This is a genomic window from Pseudomonas sp. Cab53 (assembly GCF_018325965.1).
GTDB lineage: Bacteria > Pseudomonadota > Gammaproteobacteria > Pseudomonadales > Pseudomonadaceae > Aquipseudomonas > Aquipseudomonas chlororaphis_E.
On sequence record NZ_AP021902.1, the window covers coordinates 1,745,632 to 1,764,935 of the forward strand.

16 protein-coding genes are annotated in these 19,304 nt (G+C 62.8%); 7 read left to right on the forward strand and 9 right to left on the reverse strand.

What is annotated here, in order from left to right:
* Nucleotides 1-424: 424 nt before the first annotated feature.
* On the forward strand, nucleotides 425-2,518 hold the full coding sequence (locus KI241_RS07635) for an LTA synthase family protein (RefSeq protein ID WP_123578563.1): 2,094 nt from the start codon (nucleotides 425-427) through the stop codon (nucleotides 2,516-2,518).
* Nucleotides 2,519-2,576: 58 nt separating this feature from the next.
* Here KI241_RS07635 and KI241_RS07640 read toward each other — a convergent pair whose 3' ends face one another.
* A complete protein-coding gene (locus tag KI241_RS07640; protein WP_003183939.1) occupies nucleotides 2,577-2,729 on the reverse strand; it encodes a DUF3309 family protein in 153 nt (50 codons plus the stop codon).
* A 275-nt stretch (nucleotides 2,730-3,004) separates the two neighbouring features.
* Between KI241_RS07640 and KI241_RS07645 the strand changes: the two genes are divergently transcribed.
* From KI241_RS07645 to csrA, 3 genes are all read left to right on the forward strand, one after another.
* A complete protein-coding gene (locus KI241_RS07645) occupies nucleotides 3,005-3,820 on the forward strand; it encodes an SDR family oxidoreductase (RefSeq protein WP_212803522.1) in 816 nt (271 codons plus the stop codon).
* 57 nt (nucleotides 3,821-3,877) lie between these two features.
* Complete coding sequence (locus KI241_RS07650; protein ID WP_042730434.1) at nucleotides 3,878-4,210, forward strand: YnfA family protein; 333 nt, start codon at nucleotides 3,878-3,880, stop codon at nucleotides 4,208-4,210.
* 149 nt (nucleotides 4,211-4,359) lie between these two features.
* Nucleotides 4,360-4,560 carry a carbon storage regulator CsrA gene (gene csrA / locus KI241_RS07655; RefSeq protein WP_042730428.1) on the forward strand — a complete coding sequence of 67 codons (201 nt, stop codon included), beginning with the start codon at nucleotides 4,360-4,362 and terminating at the stop codon, nucleotides 4,558-4,560.
* On the opposite strand, the gene KI241_RS07660 is transcribed toward csrA, so the two are convergent.
* The 6 genes from KI241_RS07660 to mnmC all read right to left on the reverse strand — a co-directional run bounded on the left by KI241_RS07660 (nucleotide 4,549) and on the right by mnmC (nucleotide 13,270).
* The gene (locus tag KI241_RS07660; protein ID WP_024778700.1) at nucleotides 4,549-4,776 is read right to left on the reverse strand and encodes a YheU family protein; all 228 of its coding nucleotides are present in this window, start codon (nucleotides 4,774-4,776) and stop codon (nucleotides 4,549-4,551) included. The two genes, csrA and KI241_RS07660, sit on opposite strands and share 12 nt — an antisense overlap.
* Before the next feature lie 189 nt (nucleotides 4,777-4,965).
* The gene (locus KI241_RS07665; protein ID WP_212803863.1) at nucleotides 4,966-6,153 is read right to left on the reverse strand and encodes an osmoprotectant NAGGN system M42 family peptidase; all 1,188 of its coding nucleotides are present in this window, start codon (nucleotides 6,151-6,153) and stop codon (nucleotides 4,966-4,968) included.
* A gap of 178 nt (nucleotides 6,154-6,331) precedes the next feature.
* A complete protein-coding gene (gene ngg / locus KI241_RS07670; protein ID WP_047737608.1) occupies nucleotides 6,332-8,077 on the reverse strand; it encodes an N-acetylglutaminylglutamine synthetase in 1,746 nt (581 codons plus the stop codon).
* Between the two features lie 3 nt (nucleotides 8,078-8,080).
* Nucleotides 8,081-9,853: an N-acetylglutaminylglutamine amidotransferase gene (locus KI241_RS07675; protein ID WP_123578565.1), complete on the reverse strand. Its 1,773-nt coding sequence runs from the start codon at nucleotides 9,851-9,853 to the stop codon at nucleotides 8,081-8,083.
* Nucleotides 9,854-10,131: 278 nt separating this feature from the next.
* Entirely contained in the window at nucleotides 10,132-11,001 is an 870-nt protein-coding gene (locus KI241_RS07680; RefSeq protein ID WP_123578566.1) for a D-glucuronyl C5-epimerase family protein, read from the reverse strand.
* 286 nt (nucleotides 11,002-11,287) lie between these two features.
* The gene (gene mnmC / locus KI241_RS07685; protein ID WP_212803523.1) at nucleotides 11,288-13,270 is read right to left on the reverse strand and encodes a bifunctional tRNA (5-methylaminomethyl-2-thiouridine)(34)-methyltransferase MnmD/FAD-dependent 5-carboxymethylaminomethyl-2-thiouridine(34) oxidoreductase MnmC; all 1,983 of its coding nucleotides are present in this window, start codon (nucleotides 13,268-13,270) and stop codon (nucleotides 11,288-11,290) included.
* A 167-nt stretch (nucleotides 13,271-13,437) separates the two neighbouring features.
* Here mnmC and pap point away from each other — a divergent pair, with 167 nt between their 5' ends.
* Together pap and KI241_RS07695 are read left to right on the forward strand one after the other, a co-directional pair.
* Nucleotides 13,438-14,958 (forward strand): polyphosphate:AMP phosphotransferase, encoded by a 1,521-nt coding sequence (gene pap, locus KI241_RS07690; RefSeq protein WP_212803524.1) that lies wholly within the window; start codon nucleotides 13,438-13,440, stop codon nucleotides 14,956-14,958.
* A gap of 102 nt (nucleotides 14,959-15,060) precedes the next feature.
* Nucleotides 15,061-16,245: a thiolase family protein gene (locus tag KI241_RS07695; protein WP_212803525.1), complete on the forward strand. Its 1,185-nt coding sequence runs from the start codon at nucleotides 15,061-15,063 to the stop codon at nucleotides 16,243-16,245.
* Nucleotides 16,246-16,478: 233 nt separating this feature from the next.
* Here the strand turns inward: KI241_RS07695 and KI241_RS07700 are convergent, their stop codons facing one another.
* A complete protein-coding gene (locus tag KI241_RS07700) occupies nucleotides 16,479-16,676 on the reverse strand; it encodes a DUF6316 family protein (RefSeq protein WP_047737600.1) in 198 nt (65 codons plus the stop codon).
* A 190-nt stretch (nucleotides 16,677-16,866) separates the two neighbouring features.
* Between KI241_RS07700 and KI241_RS07705 the strand changes: the two genes are divergently transcribed.
* Nucleotides 16,867-17,829: a DMT family transporter gene (locus KI241_RS07705; protein WP_047737595.1), complete on the forward strand. Its 963-nt coding sequence runs from the start codon at nucleotides 16,867-16,869 to the stop codon at nucleotides 17,827-17,829.
* A gap of 54 nt (nucleotides 17,830-17,883) precedes the next feature.
* Here the strand turns inward: KI241_RS07705 and KI241_RS07710 are convergent, their stop codons facing one another.
* On the reverse strand, nucleotides 17,884-19,278 hold the full coding sequence (locus KI241_RS07710) for a class II fumarate hydratase (protein WP_042732950.1): 1,395 nt from the start codon (nucleotides 19,276-19,278) through the stop codon (nucleotides 17,884-17,886).
* Between the last annotated feature and the right edge of the window lie 26 nt (nucleotides 19,279-19,304).

Genomic DNA, 19,304 nt, shown 5'->3' on the forward strand with positions numbered 1-19,304 from the left:
AAGAATCCCTCTGGGGAGAGCTTTCTGAGGCAAAGGTGCATTCTGTGGCGAGGGAGCTTGCTCCCGCTGGGCGGCGAAGCAGCCCAATCCAGTCACCGCGCTTGATCAGGCATGTCTCATTTGGTCGGTTTTGCGACTGCCGCGCAGCTTCGCGCGAGCAAGTTCCTTCGCCACAATGAGTTCGTCTCGCCTATGCGTAGCACCGGGGATTTTGTGTTTCTGAATATTCATTGAACAAAATTTTCACAAAACCTTGCGGACAATCCCCCGCGCTTTTATCGCGGCCGGTTATTTAATGGCAATGCCATGGCCGTTCGTGCAAACATTTGCGCACTCGCGCAAGCCCCGGGGCCAGGCATTGGCCAACAGAGGGCGCGCCGTTGTTCCTTTTTGTCACTCAAACTCCAATAGGTCCTAAAACGACATGGCAATCCCGGACGCCCTGAGTCAGCAGCGCACTACGCATCGCCTGCTGCAACCGACCGTCAAATCGCACCTGGCCTACACCCTGCTTTGCGCCCTGGTGATGATGGTCATGTTCAGCCTGCTGCGCGTGGCGCTGCTGGTCTACAACCGCGAGATGATCCTCGACACCCCGGCCTCTACCTTTGTCGAAGCGTTCGTCAACGGCTTGCGATTCGACCTGCGCCTGGTGGTCTACCTCTGCATTCCATTGCTGCTGGCGTTGTTCAGCGCCAGGGCCATGGCGGCACGTGGGTTCTTTCGTTTCTGGCTGACGGTCACCTCCAGCATCGCCTTGTTCCTGGGCCTGATGGAGATGGACTTCTACCGTGAATTCCACCAGCGTCTCAACGGCCTGGTCTTCCAGTATGTAAAGGAAGACCCGAAGACCGTGATGAGCATGCTCTGGTACGGCTTCCCGGTGGTGCGCTACCTGCTGGCCTGGGTCGGCGGCACGATCATCCTGAGCCTGGCGTTCAAGGGCGCCGACCGGGCGACCCGTCCGCGCGGCCCGTTCAGCGGTGGCAGCATCGGCACGCGCCAGATCGCCCCGTGGTACGGACGTGTAGCGGTGTTCATGGTCTGCCTGCTGGTGGCCGTGGTCGCCGCCCGTGGCACTCTGCGCCAGGGCCCGCCGCTGCGTTGGGGCGACGTGTACACCACCGACTCGAACTTCGCCAACCAGCTGGGCCTCAACGGCACGCTGTCGCTGGTGGCGGCGGCCAAGAGCCGGATGTCCGAAGACCGTGACAACATCTGGAAAGCCACCCTCGAACAACCGTTGGCCCAGCAGACCGTGCGCGACATGCTGGTCATGCCCGACGACAAGCTGGTGGACACCGAGACCGCCGCCGTGCGCCGCGACTACACGCCGCCGACCGACAAGACGCTGCCCATCAAAAATGTGGTGGTGATCCTCATGGAAAGCATGGCCGGTCACTCGGTGGGCGCCCTGGGCGCATCGGGCAACATCACGCCTTACCTGGACAAGCTGTCCAAGGAAGGCCTGCTGTTCGACCGCTTCTTCTCCAACGGCACCCACACCCACCAGGGCATGTTCGCCACCATGGCGTGCTTCCCGAACCTGCCCGGTTTCGAATACCTGATGCAGACGCCGGAAGGCAGCCACAAGCTGTCGGGCCTGCCGCAGTTGCTCAGTGCCCGTGACTACGACGACGTGTACGTCTACAACGGCGACTTTGCCTGGGACAACCAGTCGGGGTTCTTCAGCAGCCAGGGCATGACCAACTTCATCGGGCGTAACGACTTCGTCAACCCGGTGTTCTCCGATCCGACCTGGGGCGTGTCCGACCAGGACATGTTCGACCGTGGCCTGATCGAGCTCAAGGCGCGGGAAAACGGCAAGCCGTTCTACGCCTTGCTGCAGACCCTGTCGAACCACACGCCGTATGCGCTGCCGACACCGTTGCCAGTGGAGCGGGTGACCGACCGTGGCAGCCTGAACGAACACCTGACCGCCATGCGCTACGCCGACTGGGCCCTGGGCCAGTTCTTCGAGAAGGCCCGCAAGGAACCGTATTTCAAGGAAACCCTGTTTGTGGTGGTGGGCGACCATGGCTTCGGCAACGAACGCCAGATCACCGAAATGGACCTGGGCCGCTTCAACGTGCCGTTGCTGCTGATCGGCCCGGGCGTCCAGGAGAAGTTCGGCCAGCGCAGCCACACCGTGGGTACCCAGGTCGATATCGTGCCGACCATCATGGGCCGGATCGGCGGTCAGGTGCGCAACCAGTGCTGGGGGCGTGACCTTTTGAACCTGCCGCAGGGCGATACCGGTTTTGGCGTGATCAAGCCATCGGGCAGCGAACAGACCACGGCGATCATCAAGGACGACCAGATCCTGGTGCTGCCGAAGGAAAAGGAAATGCCGCCAAAGATGTATCGCTATGAACTGGGTGCCAACCCCCGTGCGGAGATCGTCCCGGATGCACCGGACACCGCAGCGATGAAACTCAAGCTCGAGTCGTTCCTGCAGACGGCCACCAAGAGCTTGTTGGATAACACCGCCGGTGTTATCGACGGCAAGCCGGACTGATTATCGGCGAGCATAAAAAAAGAGGCCCGTAAGGGCCTCTTTTTTTGTTCTTAGTGGTTCATATCTTGCCCAGTAGTAGCAGGACCAACAGCACCACCAACACCACACCGATAATACCGGACGGGCCGTAACCCCAACTTCTGGAGTGCGGGAAGACCGGCAGACCACCGATCAGCAGGAGGATCAGGATAATGATAAGAATTGTGCCCATTGTAGATTTCCTTATTGGTCAGTTCTGGGTTGATGCAACTTTTGACTGCCAGCGCGCATGCATTAAATCCGGGCGGCTTAATAGGTCCGACCGTAACGTCCTGTAAAAAATTCAATGTTTTTTAGTACCCGCTACAAAGTGTGCAAGCCGCCACGGGGCCCTTCACATCCCGCCATGGTTTGCCCTCGCCATTCAGCAATCTGATGGAGCGTGGGGACGGCCGGGTCCTTCGCTACACTCGGCCTATCTCTCCCGGAACAACAAGGCTGTCTGCTATGCAAAATCGCATGATGATCACTGGGGCCGGCTCTGGCCTGGGCCGCGAAATCGCGTTGCGCTGGGCCCGCGAAGGCTGGCGCCTGGCCTTGTCGGATGTCAGTGAGCCCGGCCTGGTGGAAACCCTGAGGTTGGTGCGCGAGGCAGGTGGCGACGGTTTCATCCAACGTTGCGATGTGCGCGACTACAGCCAACTGACGGCCTTCGCCCAGGCCTGCGAAGAGAAGTTCGGCGGCATCGACATCATCGTCAATAACGCGGGCGTGGCCTCGGGCGGGTTCTTCAGCGAACTGTCCCTGGAAGACTGGGACTGGCAGATCGCAATCAACCTGATGGGCGTGGTCAAGGGCTGCAAGGCGTTCTTGCCGTTGCTGGAGCAGAGCCGCGGCAAAATCATCAACATCGCCTCCATGGCCGCGCTGATGCAAGGGCCGGCCATGAGCAACTACAACGTGGCCAAGGCCGGCGTGGTGGCCTTGTCGGAAAGCCTGCTGGTTGAACTGGCCCAGCAGGAAATCGGCGTGCACGTGGTGTGCCCGTCGTTCTTCCAGACCAACCTGCTCGACTCCTTCCGTGGGCCGACACCGGCCATGAAGGCCCAGGTTGGCAAACTGCTGGAAAGCTCGCCCATCAGCGCCGCCGACATCGCCAATTACATCTACCAGCACGTCGTCTTGGGCCAGTTCATGATCCTGCCCCACGAGCAGGGGCGGGCGGCGTGGGCGCTCAAGCAGCAGGCCCCGCAGAAGCTCTACGACGAAATGACCGTCATGGCCGACAAGATGCGCGCCAAGGCTCGACAGAACCCGAGTTGACCTGGCGGCCCGGTGTCCTCAGGATGGCGCGATTCGGCCTTCCTGATGGACATTTGCATGCTCAATTACCTGTGGTTCTTTCTTGCCGCGCTGTTTGAAATCGCCGGTTGCTACGCGTTCTGGATGTGGCTGCGCCAAGGCAAGAGCGCCTGGTGGATCGCCCCTGCGCTGATCAGCCTGACCCTCTTTGCCCTGTTGCTGACCCGCATCGAAGCCACTTATGCCGGTCGCGCCTACGCCGCCTACGGCGGTATCTACATCATCGCCTCGATTGGCTGGCTGGCCGTGGTGGAACGGGTGCGGCCGCTGGGTTCGGACTGGATCGGCGTGGCGCTTTGCGTGCTGGGGGCGAGCGTGATCCTGTTCGGGCCACGCTTCTCGGCGACCTGAAATAAACGCCGCTATACAGGTTTTGCAGGACGTTTCCGTCAGCCCGAAGTGCTTTGCTTGTAGGGCCTTACTGATTTGTCGTGGGAGCCTTGAGAAGCTGAATCAGGCCGGGCATGGTCGAGGTCCAGACATTCTTAAGGACAAGAACCATGCTCGTACTAAGCCGCGCTGTGGGCGAACTGATTTCCATCGGTGACGACATTTCCGTTCGCGTGCTGTCGGTCACCGGCGGCACCGTGCGTTTTGGCGTCGAAGCGCCCCGACACATCGATGTCCATCGCTCCGAAATCTACGAAAAGATCCAGAAGAAAAAAGCCCACGCCCAGCGCAAGGCCTGTTCAGTCGAATAGGTGCTTGGGCACGTCGTGCTTGAGCATCAGTTGGCATTGTTCGCTCTCGGGATCGAACACGATCATCGCCTGGCCCTTGGTCAGCGCTTGCCGCACGCGCAGTACGCGGGTTTCGAGGGGCGTGTCGTCGCCATTGTCGGTGCCGTCGCGGGTCACGAAATCCTCGATCAGGCGGGTGAGTGTGTCGACTTCGAGTTGGTCGTGGGGAATCAGCATGGGGTACCTCGGCTAGACAATGAGGCGATGCTACGGCCAACGGGCGTTTGCGGCTAGCCTTGGGGGGCTTGCCGGGGTGCGCTGACGGCTTCGCGAGCAAGCTCGCTATCACATTGGCATGCAACCTTTGTGGGAGCGAGCTTGCTTGCGAAATCGGTTTTGCTGACGCCGCCCCGCAAGGCGGGCGACTCAGTTGTCCGACCGTTGCCCCAGCAGGCTATCCACCGAAGGCACCCGGGTATCGCTTTCCATCTGCGCATCGTGTTCGATCTGGTGACTGAAGCGGTCCAGCGAGCCTTGGGCCGGTTGCGCGTCGCTGGCAAACACGGGTGGGCTGAGGATGTAGGCGCCGAGCAGGCGGCTGAGGGCGGCCAGGCTGTCGATGTGGGTGCGTTCGTAGCCATGGGTGGCGTCGCAGCCGAAGGCCAGCAGGGCGGTGCGAATGTCGTGGCCGGCGGTGATGGCCGAGTGGGCGTCGCTGAAATAATAGCGGAACAGGTCCCGGCGGGCCGGCAGCTCGTTCTCCTTGGCCAGTTTCAGCAGGTGCCGCGACAGGTGGTAGTCGTAGGGGCCACCGGAGTCCTGCATGGCCACGCTCACCGCATGTTCGCTCGACTGCTGGCCGGGCGCGACCGGCGCGATATCGATGCCGACGAATTCGCTGACGTCCCAGGGCAGCGCGGCGGCTGCACCGCTGCCGGTTTCCTCGGTGATGGTGAACAGCGGGTGGCAGTCGATCAGCAGTTCCTCACCGCTGTCGACAATGGCCTTGAGTGCCGCCAGCAGCGCGGCGACGCCGGCCTTGTCATCCAGGTGGCGGGCGCTGATGTGACCGCTTTCGGTGAACTCCGGCAACGGGTCGAAGGCCACGTAGTCGCCAACGCTCACGCCCAGGGTTTCGCAATCGGCGCGGGTGGTGCAGTAGGCGTCCAGGCGCAGTTCGATGTGGTCCCAGCTGATGGGCATTTCATCCACGGCGGTGTTGAACGCATGCCCGGATGCCATCAAGGGCAGCACGCTGCCGCGAATCACGCCGGTGTCGGTAAACAGGCTGACCCGGCTGCCCTCGGCAAACCGGCTCGACCAGCAGCCCACCGGGGCCAAGGTCAGGCGCCCATTGTCCTTGATGGCCCGTACCGAGGCGCCGATGGTGTCCAGGTGCGCGGACACCGCGCGGTCGGGGCTGTTCTTGCGGCCCTTGAGGGTGGCGCGGATGGTGCCGCGACGGGTCATTTCAAAGGGGATACCCAACTCTTCGAGCCGTTCGGCAACGTAGCGCACGATGGTGTCGGTGAAGCCGGTCGGGCTGGGAATGGCGAGCATTTCCAGCAAGACTTTTTGCAGGTATTCGAGATTCGGTTCGGGAATTTTGCTGATCATGGAAACTCCTCTCGGACGATAAGGTTAGGCAGAAGAGCCTTGTGGCGAGGGAGCTTGCTCTCGTTCGAACGCAAAGCGGTCGCAGCTCCAGCCCTGAATAATCCGGACATTCGCATCGAAGGGGGGCGCTCCGCGACCCAGCGGGAGCAAGCTCCCTCGCCACTGTGAACGGTGCTCAGGCCACCGCCTGGCTATGGGGAAACAGCAGGTCCACAAAGCGTTCGGCAGTGGGTTGCGGTTCGTGGTTGGCCAGGCCGGCGCGTTCGTTGGCTTCGATGAACACATAGTCGGGCTGGTCGGCCGCCGGCACCAGCAGGTCAAGGCCGACCATGGGAATGTCCAACGCTCGGGCGGCGCGTACCGCCGCATCGGCCAAGGTCGGGTGGAGGATGCCGGTGACGTCTTCCAGTACCCCGCCGGTATGAAGGTTGGCCGTGCGCCGCACGAACAGGTGCTCTCCGGCCGGCAGGACGCTGTCGTAGTCGAACCCCGCCGCCTTGAGCGTGCGCTCGGTCTCGGCATCCATCGGGATCTTGCTTTCGCCACCCGTGGCGGCCTGGCGTCGGCGACTCTGGGCTTCGATCAGGGCGCCGATGGTGTGGCGGCCGTCGCCGATCACTTCCGCCGGCCGCCGGATGGCGGCCGCCACCACTTCGAAACCGATCACCAGGATTCGCAGGTCCAACCCTTCGTGGAAGCTTTCCAGCAGCACCCGGCTGTCGAACTGCCGGGCCGTTTCGATGGCGGCTTGTACTTCTTCAATGGTGCGCAGGTCCACTGCCACGCCCTGGCCTTGTTCACCGTCCAGCGGCTTGACCACGACCCGTTCGTGCTCGTCGAGAAACGCCAGGTTGTCGTCGGCATTGCCCGCCAGTTGTTGCGCCGGCAGGTTCAGGCCGGCGTTCTTCAGCACCTTGTGGGTCAGGCTCTTGTCCTGGCACAGGGTCATGCTGATGGCGCTGGTCAGGTCACTCAGGGATTCGCGGCAACGCACCCGGCGGCTGCCGTGGACCAGGGTGAACAACCCGGCCTCGGCGTCGTCCACCTGGACCTCGATGCCGCGACGGTGGGCTTCCTCGACAATGATCCGCGCATAAGGGTTGAACTGAGCCTCGGGACCCGGGCCAAGGAACAGCGGCAGGTTGATGCCGTTCTTGCGTTTGATGGCAAAGGTCGAGAGGTTGCGGAAACCGAGCTTGGCGTAGAGGTTTTTCGCCAAGCGATTGTCGTGCAGCACCGACAGGTCGAGGTAGCTCAGGCCCCGGCTCATGAAATGCTCGATGAGATGGCGCACCAGCACTTCGCCAACACCTGGCCGTGAGCATTGCGGGTCCACGGCGAGGCACCAGAGGCTGCTGCCGTTTTCCGGGTCGTTGAAGGCTTTCTGGTGATTCAGGCCCATGACGCTGCCGATCACCGCGCCGGTATCGTCGTCTTCGGCCAGCCAGTAGACCGGGCCGCCTTCGTGACGCGGGGTCAGGCGTTGCGGGTCGATGGGCAACATGCCGCGGGCCTGGTAAAGCTGGTTGATGGCTTGCCAGTCGGCGTCCCCTTGCGCCCGGCGGATGCGAAACCCACGGAACACCCGCGTGGCCTGGCGATAATCGCTGAACCACAGGCGCAAGGTGTCGGACGGGTCGAGGAACAGATGCGCCGGTTCCAGCCCCAGGACTTGCTGGGGCGCGGCGACGTACAGGGCAATGTCGCGTTCGCCCGGTTGCTCATTGAGCAGTTCCTGGGCCAGGCAAGCCGGGTCGGGGAACGTGTGGCCGATCAGCAGCCGACCCCAGCCGCAGTGGACGGCGATCGGGTCGGCGCCCATTGCGCTGCCATCTTCGGCCAGGCGCGCCTGCAGACGTTCGTACGAAGGCGCCTGGCCCCGCAAGAGGCGTTGGTTGTGAACGGTAGGGTGGGGTTTCATCAATCAGATTCCTTGCTCGCTGAGCCACAGGTTCAGCGCCGCCAGTTGCCACAGGCGCGAACCGCGCAGCGGGGTCAATTGGCCGTTGGGGTCGGTGAGCAGGCGGTCGAGCATGGCCGGGTTGAACAGGCCGCGATCCTGGCTCGGATCCAGCAGCAGTTCGCGCACCCAGGCCAGCGTGTCGCCTTCCAGGTGCTTGAGCCCAGGCACGGGGAAATAGCCCTTCTTGCGGTCGATGACCTCGCTGGGGATCACGCGCCGGGCGGCTTCCTTGAGCACCTGCTTGCCGCCGTCGGGCAGCTTGAACTTCGCCGGCACCCGGGCCGAAAGCTCCACCAACCGGTAGTCGAGGAACGGCGTGCGCGCTTCCAGGCCCCAGGCCATGGTCATGTTGTCGACGCGCTTGACCGGGTCGTCCACCAGCATCACCGTGCTGTCCAAGCGCAGCGCCTTGTCGACCGCGGCGTCGGCGCCGGGTTGGGCGAAATGTTCCTTGACGAAGTCACCGGCGGCGTCATTGGCCGTCAGCCACTTGGGCTCCACGGTGTCGGCGTATTCCTCGTAGCTACGGTCGAAGAATGCGGCACGGTAGGCCGCGTAAGGGTCGCTGGCGCCGTCCACTTGCGGGTACCAGTGATAACCGGCGAACAGCTCATCGGCACCCTGGCCGCTTTGCACCACCTTGCAATGCTTGGCCACTTCTCGCGACAGCAGGTAAAAGGCGATGCAGTCGTGGCTGACCATCGGTTCGCTCATGGCGCGGAAGGCCGCCGGCAGTTGTTCGATGATCTCTTTTTCGTCGATGCGCAGCTGATGGTGGCGGGTGCCATAGTGCTTGGCGATCAGGTCCGAATACTGGAATTCGTCGCCGCGCTCGCCGCCGGCATCCTGGAAACCGATGGAAAAGGTGGACAAGTCTTCCACGCCGACTTCGCGCAGTAACCCCACCAACAGGCTCGAGTCGACGCCGCCGGACAACAGCACGCCCACATCGACGGCCGCGCGTTGGCGAATGGCGACGGCTTCGCGGGTGCTGTCGAGCACGCGGTCGATCCAGTCTTCCAGGTTCAGGTTCTGCTCATCGGCGCGGGGGCCGTAGGGCAGGGTCCACCAGGTTTTCTGCTCGGTGGTGCCGTCGGCTTCGACCCGCATCCAGGTGGCTGGCGGTAGTTTTTCGACGCCGGCCAACAGGGTGCGAGGCGCCGGCACCACCGCATGGAAATTCAGGTAATGGTTCAAGGCCACCGGGTCGAGCATCGGGCTGATGTCACCGCCCTTGAGCAGGGCCGGCAGGGCCGAGGCAAAGCGCAAGCGCTGGCCGGTGCGCGACAGGTACAGCGGCTTGACGCCGAGGCGGTCGCGGGCGATGAACAGCCGCTTGGCGTCCCGTTCCCAGATGGCGAAGGCAAACATGCCGTTGAGCTTGGGCAGGAGGGCCTCGCCCCAGGCGTGATAGCCCTTGAGCAGCACTTCGGTGTCGCCGCCGGAATGGAAGGCATAGCCCAGTGCTTCAAGCTCGGCGCGCAGTTCCGGGAAGTTGTAGATGGCGCCGTTGAAGGCCAGGGACAGGCCCAACTGATTGTCGATCATCGGCTGCGCCGAGCCGTCCGACAGGTCCATGATCTTCAGGCGACGGTGGCCTAGGGCAATCGGCCCCTGGCTATGGAAACCCCATGCGTCAGGGCCACGCGGGGCCAGGTGATGGGTGATTCGCTCTACGGCCGCAAGGTCCGCAGGTTGTTGATCGAAACGTAACTCTCCAGCTAATCCGCACATAAGTCCTTACCGGTTTTTCCGTTGGGGAGGGGTCAAGCAACGTCCGCCGAAAGGGCGGGTACTCTGAAACTGACCGGTGGGATTGCTGTGAGTTTTAGATCGATGCGTTATAAGCCGACGGACGGGACGGCTCCGGCGGGCTCTCGCATGACGCCGATGCAGAAGCTGGCGGGGCTAATGGTACTGCCCCTGCACTGATGGTCGCCGACGCAGGTGCGACCGGCAGTGCAGGAATGGCGGATGGGCCTGCTATGGGGTAACCGCCAACGACAGGACCATCACTTCGACCATTCATTGAAGAGCTTCTGATACCGAACAGCGATGGGGCATATTTCGTCGCGGAGTTTGCAGGAAGCAACAGCGAAGTTTACTGCACGCTGCTGACCATAATCCTTCATGTGTTTGAAACCATCAGCGTATGAGAAGTATCCTTCCTGAATGAACTTTGGCAACTCGTCGCGCATGGTATCCAATCCTTGGGATATTGGCCTGTCGTACCGATTTGTTTTACTCATGCTCTTCCATTCATACATGGCGGCGACCACGAAGAAGTGACCGTTGATCACGCTCACATGGCCATCAGGGAGGTCATCAGAGATGTATTCAGCAAACCATATGTTTCCTTCAGGGGTCTTGTATGAATACTTCTTGACGATGGTGTCCAGGTATTCATTAATCAACCCATCGTTCGATGTGTCCCCTGTCGAGTTCCTGATGTGCATCAGGCCTACAGCGATAGCCGCGTTCCCGAAAGCCGAGTACCAAGGCGCCGACATCGGGTACTTGTCGAAGACGTATGGGAACCGGTAGATGACTCGGTAGTTACCATCGCTATCAACAATCGAGTTTGCCTTCATCTCATCCATCAGAGCCCTGACCGTCGCCTCAAGGCGAGGCTTGTCATTGGCGATGCTCTGAAGCGCCGCTGCATTCGATGCCCAGAAATAAGGCGACCATTTGGCAGGGTTCTGCGATTTCTCGTACTGGGAGTCAGAACTTGCCCACGTAGGGTTGTTGTGAGCTTGCAAGGAAATGGGCTTGAGCATCTCGCCTGGCGACAAAGTGTTGAAGTTATCCTGCTTGCTGCATGCAGCGCTTGTGATAATCGCAGCCAGTGCGATAAGCCTTATTATTTTATTCATGCCCATGCCCTAACTCCATTCAGTGGCGCGAACTCTACTGTTCGTGCAGGATTTTACACAATGCGTCATGGCCAGCTACGGGGCTGGCGGCTGTCCAAATGCGAGGTTCGGCCCTGAACCATGGCAGGCTTTAGATGAGGTTAGAGATGCATATTGGATAGCTCCGACTGAATCTGCATCGACGGCAGAATAGGGCTTATTCTGGGGTGCTTATCACGGCCAGTGCAGTTTTCACGAATTCATCGTTCCGTTCGAGAGTCGCCAACGGCTTCCATAGGGATTCTTATGTGGTTCAGGCCTTGCCTCGAATCAACGCTCGCAACGCGAACCGGTTCGGGTGGCAGGCTTCGGCCACGCTTCGGGGCAGCGGCAGGGGTTCGTCGTCGAGCCAGGCGGCGATTAGTTCGCCCGACAGGGGCGCGGTGATCAGGCCGCGCGAGCCGTGGCCGCTGTTGACGTAGAGGCCGTCGAGCCAGGGGCAGGGGATGTCCGGCACTTGCCGGGCGTCTTTGCTCAAGGCGTGGTAAGCCTCGTGGAAGGCCTGGCTGTCAGCTAGGGGCCCTACGATCGGCAGGTAGTCCGGGCTGGTGCAGCGGAACGCCGCGCGGCCTTCGAGCCGTTGCGGGTCCAGGGTGGCGGCGCCGAGGCGTTCGAGCAGGTCCTCGGAAATTTCTTCGAGCATCTGCAGGTTGCCGGCGTGTTCGGCGGCGGTGGGGGTCAGGTCGTCGCTGTTGAAGTCGAAGCTGGCGCCCAGGGTGTGCTCGCCCAGACGTGGCGGCGCCACGTAGCCTTCGGCGCAGACCACGGTCGCCAGGTCCTGGCTGCGCGCGGTTTGCGGCAGCCGGGTGATTTGCCCGCGAATGCGCTTGAGGGGCAATCCGGCGGCCGGTTCGAAACGCTTGATTTCGGCGGCACTGGCGAGGATCACCACCGGCGCGCTGGCCAGGCAGCGTTGACCGTCCCACGCTTGCCACTGGCCATCGACGCGACGCAATTGCAGCACGTCATGGTGCGCTTGCACCTCGATCGCGGTGCCCGAGGCCTGCCAGCGGCACAGCGCCGGCGGATGCACCCAGCCGGCTTCGGGATAGAACAGACCACCGCAGGCCAGGCCGATACCTGACAGCCTTTGTGCCTCGGGCTGCGCCAGGGGGTGCAGCAAGTCAGCGGGGAACGCCTCGGCCAGTTGCGCCTGGCGCTCGGCTTCCTTGTGATTGAAGGCCAGTTGCAGGACGCCGCAGCCGTCCCAGTCGACGCCCCGTTGCAGGTGCTCCAACAGACGGCGGGTGTAGCCGAAGCCGCTGAGGATCATCTGCGACAGCGCGGTGCCGTGGGCCGACAGCTTGAGGTACAGCACGCCCTGCGGATTGCCCGACGCCTCTTCGGCCAACCCGGCGTGTCGTTCCAGCAGCGTCACCTGCCAGCCCCGCGCGGCGAGGCTGGCGGCGCTGGCGCAACCGGCCAGGCCGCCACCGATCACCAATGCCCGACGCTCGTTGCCGAGGGCCGCGGGGCGGGCGTACCAGGGTTTTGCCGCGGACGGCGCCGGTGTCTGTTCCGGCCGGCCCAGGAACACGCCGCGCAGGATCTCCCATTTATGGCCGATGCCGGGCGTGCGTTTCATCTTGAAACCTGCCGCGTTCAGCAACCGCCGAACCCAACCGGTGCTGGTGAAGGTGCTGAGGGTCGATCCCGGGGCCGCCAGCCGCGCCAGTTCGGCGAACAGCTCGGCCGTCCACATCTCGGGGTTCCTGGCGGGTGCAAACCCGTCGAGGAACCACGCGTCGATGCGGGCATCCAGTTGCGGCAACTGCTCCAGCGCGTCGCCGATCAGCAAGGTCAGCGTCACCCGGCCATTGGCCAGGACCAGGCGTTGGAAACCCTGGTGGATGGCCACGTATTGGTCCAGTAACTGCTGCGCCTGGGCTTGAAGCTGCGGCCAGAGGGCCAGGGCGCGACGCAGGTCCTCGGGGCTCAAGGGGTACTTCTCGACGCTGACGAAATGCAGCCGCGCCCCGGCCGGTGCGCACTGCTCGAACAACTGCCAGGCGCAGAGGAAGTTCAGGCCGGTGCCGAACCCGGTTTCGCCGATCACCAGGCGCCCGTCCTCGGGCAGCGCGGCGAAGCGCTCGGCCAGCTGGTTCTGTTCAAGGAACACGTAGCGGGTTTCATCCAGCCCCGACTGATCGGAAAAATACACGTCGTCGAACACCCGCGAACGCGGGCGACCCTGTTCATCCCAGTCGAGTTGGGCGTGTTGCTGGATGGGCGTCATGGCAGGCTCGGTGAAAACGGGGAGGCCATTCTAGCTGATCCACAAAGCCGAACGCGCAGCGTGCGCACAGGCATTGTCATGCCAGGCGTAGGGAATGATCCTGCCTGGTGCTACACCGCAGGGCATCCAATCCGCTAGTCTTGGCGGATCCTTGGAAGGAGTTGCCCATGTTTGAATCCGCTGAAATCGGTCACGTCATCGACAAAGACACCTTCGAGGCCGAGGTCCCGGCCCTGCGTGAAGCGCTGCTCGAAGCGCAATTCGAGTTGCAGCAGCAGGGCCGCTTCCCGGTCATCGTGCTGATCAACGGCATCGAAGGCGCGGGCAAGGGTGAGACGGTGAAGTTGCTCAACGAGTGGATGGACCCGCGGCTGATCGAAGTGCGCACCTTCGACCAGCAGACCGACGAGGAACTGGCGCATCCTCCGGCCTGGCGCTACTGGCGGATGCTCCCGGCCAAGGGGCGCATGGGGATCTTCTTTGGCAACTGGTACAGCCAGATGTTGCAGGGGCGGGTCCATGGCGAGTTCAAGGATCCGCGGCTCGACCAGGCGATCAACGCCGCCGAGCGCCTGGAAAAAATGCTTTGCGACGAAGGCGCGTTGATCTTCAAGTTCTGGTTTCACCTGTCCAAGAAACAGATGAAAGCCCGGCTCAAGGGGCTCAAGGATGACCCGCTGCACAGTTGGCGCATCAGCCCGCTGGACTGGCAGCAATCGCAGACCTACGACAAGTTCGTCAAATACGGCGAGCGGGTCTTGCGCCGTACCAGTCGCGACTACGCGCCTTGGCACGTGATCGAGGGCGTGGACAGCTGTTATCGCAGCCTGACGGTCGGGCGGATTCTGCTCGAAGGTTTGCGCCAGGCGTTGGACCGGCCGAAGGTCAAGCCGGAAAAAGTCGCCGTGGCGCCGCTGCCGGCACTGGACGACCAGGTCACGCTGATCGACAGCCTGGACATGACCCTGCGCCTGGAAAAGGACGACTACGAAGAACAGCTGATTACCGAGCAGGCGCGCTTCGCCGGCCTGCTGCGGGACAAACGCATGCGCCGGCATGCGCTGGTGGCGGTGTTCGAAGGCAACGATGCGGCGGGCAAGGGCGGCGCGATCCGTCGGGTCGCGGCGGCCCTCGATCCGCGCCAATACAGCATCGTGCCGATCGCCGCGCCCACCGAGGAGGAGCGCGCCCATCCCTATATGTGGCGGTTCTGGCGGCATCTGCCGGCACGGGGCAAGTTCACCGTGTTCGACCGTTCCTGGTATGGCCGGGTGCTGGTGGAACGGGTCGAGGGCTTTTGCAGCCGGGCCGACTGGCTAAGGGCCTACGGCGAGATCAACGATTTCGAGGAACAGATCGCCGACGCCGGTGTGGTGGTGGTCAAGTTCTGGCTGGCCATCGATAAGGAGACGCAACTGGAACGTTTCCAGGCGCGTGAGGAGATCCCGTTCAAGCGCTTCAAGATCACCGAGGACGACTGGCGCAACCGCGACAAGTGGGACGCCTACCGGGCCGCCGTGTGTGACATGGTGGACCGCACCAGCACCGAGATTTCCCCCTGGACACTGGTGGAGGCCAACGACAAACGTTGGGCCCGGGTCAAAGTGTTGCGCACTCTGAACCAGGCGCTGGAGGATGCGTTCGAGCGCGCCGACAAGCAGGCGCGCAAACGCAAATCCAGGAAATAGGCGATGGCGGCGCATACGCGAGGTGAATGATTGTCGCGATCGGTTATGCAGTGGATCTATGCTCGATCCACTCTCAACCGACTACAACAATGGAGTACCGCCATGCGTGAAGTGGTGATCGTCGATAGCGTACGAACCGGCCTGGCCAAGTCTTTTCGCGGCAAGTTCAACATTACCCGCCCGGACGACATGGCGGCGCATTGCGTCAACGCGTTGTTGGCGCGCAATGACCTCGACCCGGCCAGCGTCGAGGACTGCATCGTCGGTGCCGGCTCCAATGAAGGCGCCCAGGGCTACAACATCGGCCGCAACGTCGCGGTGCTCTCGCAACTGGGCACCGGCACCGCCGGCATGACCCTCAACCGCTTTTGCTCCTCCGGCCTGCAAGCCATCGCCATCGCTGCCAACCAGATCGCGTCCGGTTGCAGCGACATCATCGTGGCCGGCGGCGTGGAGTCCATCAGCCTGACGATGAAGAGCGTCAACACCGATAACCTGATCAACCCGCTCCTCAAGGAGCAGGTGCCGGGGATTTATTTCCCCATGGGCCAGACGGCCGAAGTCGTCGCGCGCCGTTACCAGGTCAGCCGCGAGGCGCAGGACCGCTACGCCTTGCAGAGCCAGCAACGCACCGCCAAGGCCCAGGCCGCCGGGCTGTTCGCCGACGAAATCATTGCGATGTCGGTCAAGTACCGGGTCGAAGACAAGCACACCGGCGCGGTGCAGATCCTCGATGGCGTGGTCGACCATGACGACTGCAACCGCCCCGACACCACCTACGAAAGCCTGGCCGGGCTGAAACCGGTGTTTGCCGAGGACGGTTCGGTCACGGCGGGCAACTCGTCGCAACTGTCCGACGGCGCCTCGATGACCCTGGTGATGAGCCTGGAGAAAGCCCTGGCGCTGGGGCTCAAGCCCAAGGCGTTTTTCCGTGGCTTTACCGTGGCCGGTTGCGAGCCCGACGAAATGGGCATCGGTCCGGTGTTCTCGGTGCCCAAGCTGCTCAAGGCCAAGGGCTTGCAGGTGGCCGATATCGACCTGTGGGAACTCAACGAAGCCTTCGCCTCCCAGTGCCTGTACAGCCGCGACCGGTTGGAGATCGACAACGAGAAGTACAACGTCAACGGCGGCTCGATTTCCATCGGCCACCCGTTCGGCATGACCGGCTCGCGGCAGGTGGGGCATCTGGTGCGCGAACTGCAGCGGCGCAATCTGCGCTACGGCGTCGTGACCATGTGCGTGGGCGGCGGGATGGGGGCGACGGGGTTGTTCGAGGCGGTTGGATAACCCCTGCTAACAGAGGTTTTGTGGCGAGGGAGCTTGCTCCCGCTCGGCTGCGCAGCGGTCGTCAATCCTTCGCTACGGTACGGGGGCAAGAGGGGGGCCGCTTCGCGGCCCAGCGGGAGCAAGCTCCCTCGCCACAGCAGGCTCCCTCGCCACAGCAGGCTCCCTCGCTACAGCAAGTTCTCTCGTCTCAACAAGCTGCCTGTCATAGGTGGGTGGAGCTATTCAGGCAGTGCTCAGCCCACGACTTGCGGCAGTTGCAGCATGCGCTCGATGTACGCCGCGACCTCGCGTTCCGCTGTTTCACGATCGGGGAATGGCCCCTCATGCGTACCTTCCCGGGTGTTGAAATAAAATTGGCCGTTCACCCGGCAAATTCGGTCACTGGGAAAGACCATCGCGGGGACGACGTCTTCGGCACGTTTGCCAAGCATGAGCGGCTCCAAAGGAAGGCGAAAGCTGATGGAGTGAAGTTTATGTGTTGTGGCTGGCGGGCGCTTGGGCAGCCGATAGGCGGCAATGTGCCATCCCTTATCATGAACTGTTAGTGACCAACTGTCCCTGTGTTGCCCCGTGATCCATGCCTAGAATAGACGCTCTTTTGTCCTGGGCTTCGAGGATTGCATGCATATTTCATCCGGTCGCTGGGTCTACGGCCTGTTTCTCGCCCTGCTGACCGCCCTGTTATGGGGAATCCTGCCGATCAAGCTCAAGCAAGTGCTGCACGTGATGGACCCGGTCACCGTGACCTGGTTTCGCCTGTTGGTGTCCGGCGGCCTGCTGTTCATCTACCTGGCGGCTACCCGTCGTTTGCCCAGTCGCCGGGTGCTCGGCCCCAGGGGCGGCTGGCTGGTGGCGATGGCGGTGCTGGGGCTGGTGGGCAACTACGTGTTGTACCTGATGGGCCTGAACCGTCTGAGCCCCGGCACGGCGCAACTGGTGGTGCAGATGGGCCCGATCATGCTGCTGGTCGCCAGTCTGTTCGTGTTCAAGGAGCGCTTCAGCATCGGCCAGGGCATCGGCCTGGCGGTGCTGTTGATCGGTTTCGCGCTGTTCTTCAACCAGCGCCTCGTTGAGTTGCTCACATCGCTGAGTGAGTACACCGCCGGGGTGCTGCTGGTGTTGCTGGCGTCCACGGTCTGGACCTTCTATGCCTTGGGGCAGAAGCAATTGCTGACGGTGTGGAATTCACTGCAGGTGATGATGGTGATCTACCTCTTCTGCGCGTTGCTGCTCACGCCCTGGGTGCATCCCTTGGAGGCGTTGCAATTGAGCCCGGTACAAGGTTGGCTGCTGTTGGCCTGCTGCCTCAATACCCTGATCGCCTATGGCGCATTCGCCGAAGCCCTGGCGCACTGGGAGGCGTCACGGGTCAGTGCGACGCTGGCGATTACGCCGTTGGTGACCTTCGCCGCCGTGGCGTTGGCGGCCTGGTGGTGGCCCGACTACGTGCATGCCGAGCAGATCAACCTGCTGGGGTATGGCGGGGCGGTGCTGGTGGTATTGGGCTCGGCGCTGGTCGCGCTGGGGCCTTCGCTGATCGCCGGGCTCAGGGCGCGGCGTCAGCGGTTGGCGGTGGGGCGCTAGGGCAGGGCTTTTCGCGAGCAGGCTCACGAAGGCCTGCTCGCGGTCCATCCAGGCTCAGCCCTGGCTGCCGGCTTCCAACATGTTTTCCGGCCTCACCCAGGCGTCGAACTGTTCATCGGTCAGGTACCCCAGTTGCAACGCCGCCTCACGCAAGGTCAGCCCTTCGCTGTAGGCTTTCTTGGCGATTTCGGCAGACTTGTCGTAGCCGATGTGCGGGTTCAGCGCGGTCACCAGCATCAGCCCACGTTCCAGGTGCGCGGCCATCTGCTCGGCATCCGGTTCGAGGCCGGCGATGCAGTGCTGCTGGAAGTTGCTGCAGCCATCGGCCAGCAACTGGATCGATTGCAGCAGGTTGTGGATGATCACCGGCTTGAACACGTTCAACTGCAAGTGACCCTGGCTGGCGGCGAAGCCGATGGTGACGTCGTTGCCCATCACCTGGCAGGCGAGCATCGACAGGGCTTCGCATTGGGTCGGGTTGACCTTGCCAGGCATGATCGAGCTGCCCGGTTCGTTGGCCGGCAATTTCACCTCGGCGAACCCGGCCCGTGGCCCGGAGCCCAGCAGGCGTAGGTCGTTGGCGATTTTCATCAGGGTCACCGCCAGGGTTTTCAGCGCGCCGGACAACGCGGTGAGCGGTTCATGACCCGCCAGCGCGGCAAACTTGTTCGGCGCGGTGACGAACGGCAGGCCGGAAAGTGCCGCGAGTTCGGCCGCGATCGCTTCGCCAAAGCCATGGGGCGAATTGAGCCCGGTGCCCACCGCCGTGCCGCCCTGGGCCAGTTCACACACCGCTGGCAATGCGGCACGGATCGCCCGTTCGGCATAATCGAGCTGGGCAATGAACGCCGACAGTTCCTGGCCGAAGGTAATGGGCGTGGCGTCCATCATGTGGGTGCGACCGGTCTTGACCAGCTTCAGGTGGCGCGCCGCCAGTTCCGCCAGCCCGCCGGACAATTCGCTGATGGCCGGCAACAGTTGCTTGTGGACGGCCTGCACCGCGGCGATGTGCATGGCGGTGGGGAAGCAGTCGTTGGAGCTCTGGGAGCGGTTGACGTGATCGTTCGGGTGCACCGGGGTCTTGCCGCCGCGGGGGTTGCCCGCCAGCTCGTTGGCGCGCCCGGCGATCACTTCGTTGACGTTCATGTTGCTCTGGGTGCCGCTGCCGGTCTGCCAGACCACCAGTGGGAACTGGTTGTCATGCTGGCCGTCGAGCACTTCGTCGGCGGCCTGTTCGATCAGCCGGGCGATGTCGGCGGGCAGGTCGCCGTTGCGGTCATTGACCCGCGCGGCGGCTTTCTTGATCAGCGCCAGGGCATGCAGCACCGACAGCGGCATGCGTTCATTGCCGATGGCGAAGTTGATCATGGACCGCTGTGTCTGGGCGCCCCAGTAGGCGTCGTCAGGGACTTCAACCTGGCCCAGGCTGTCGGTTTCGGTACGGCTCATCGGGTCAAACTCCTTTAAGGCTGAAT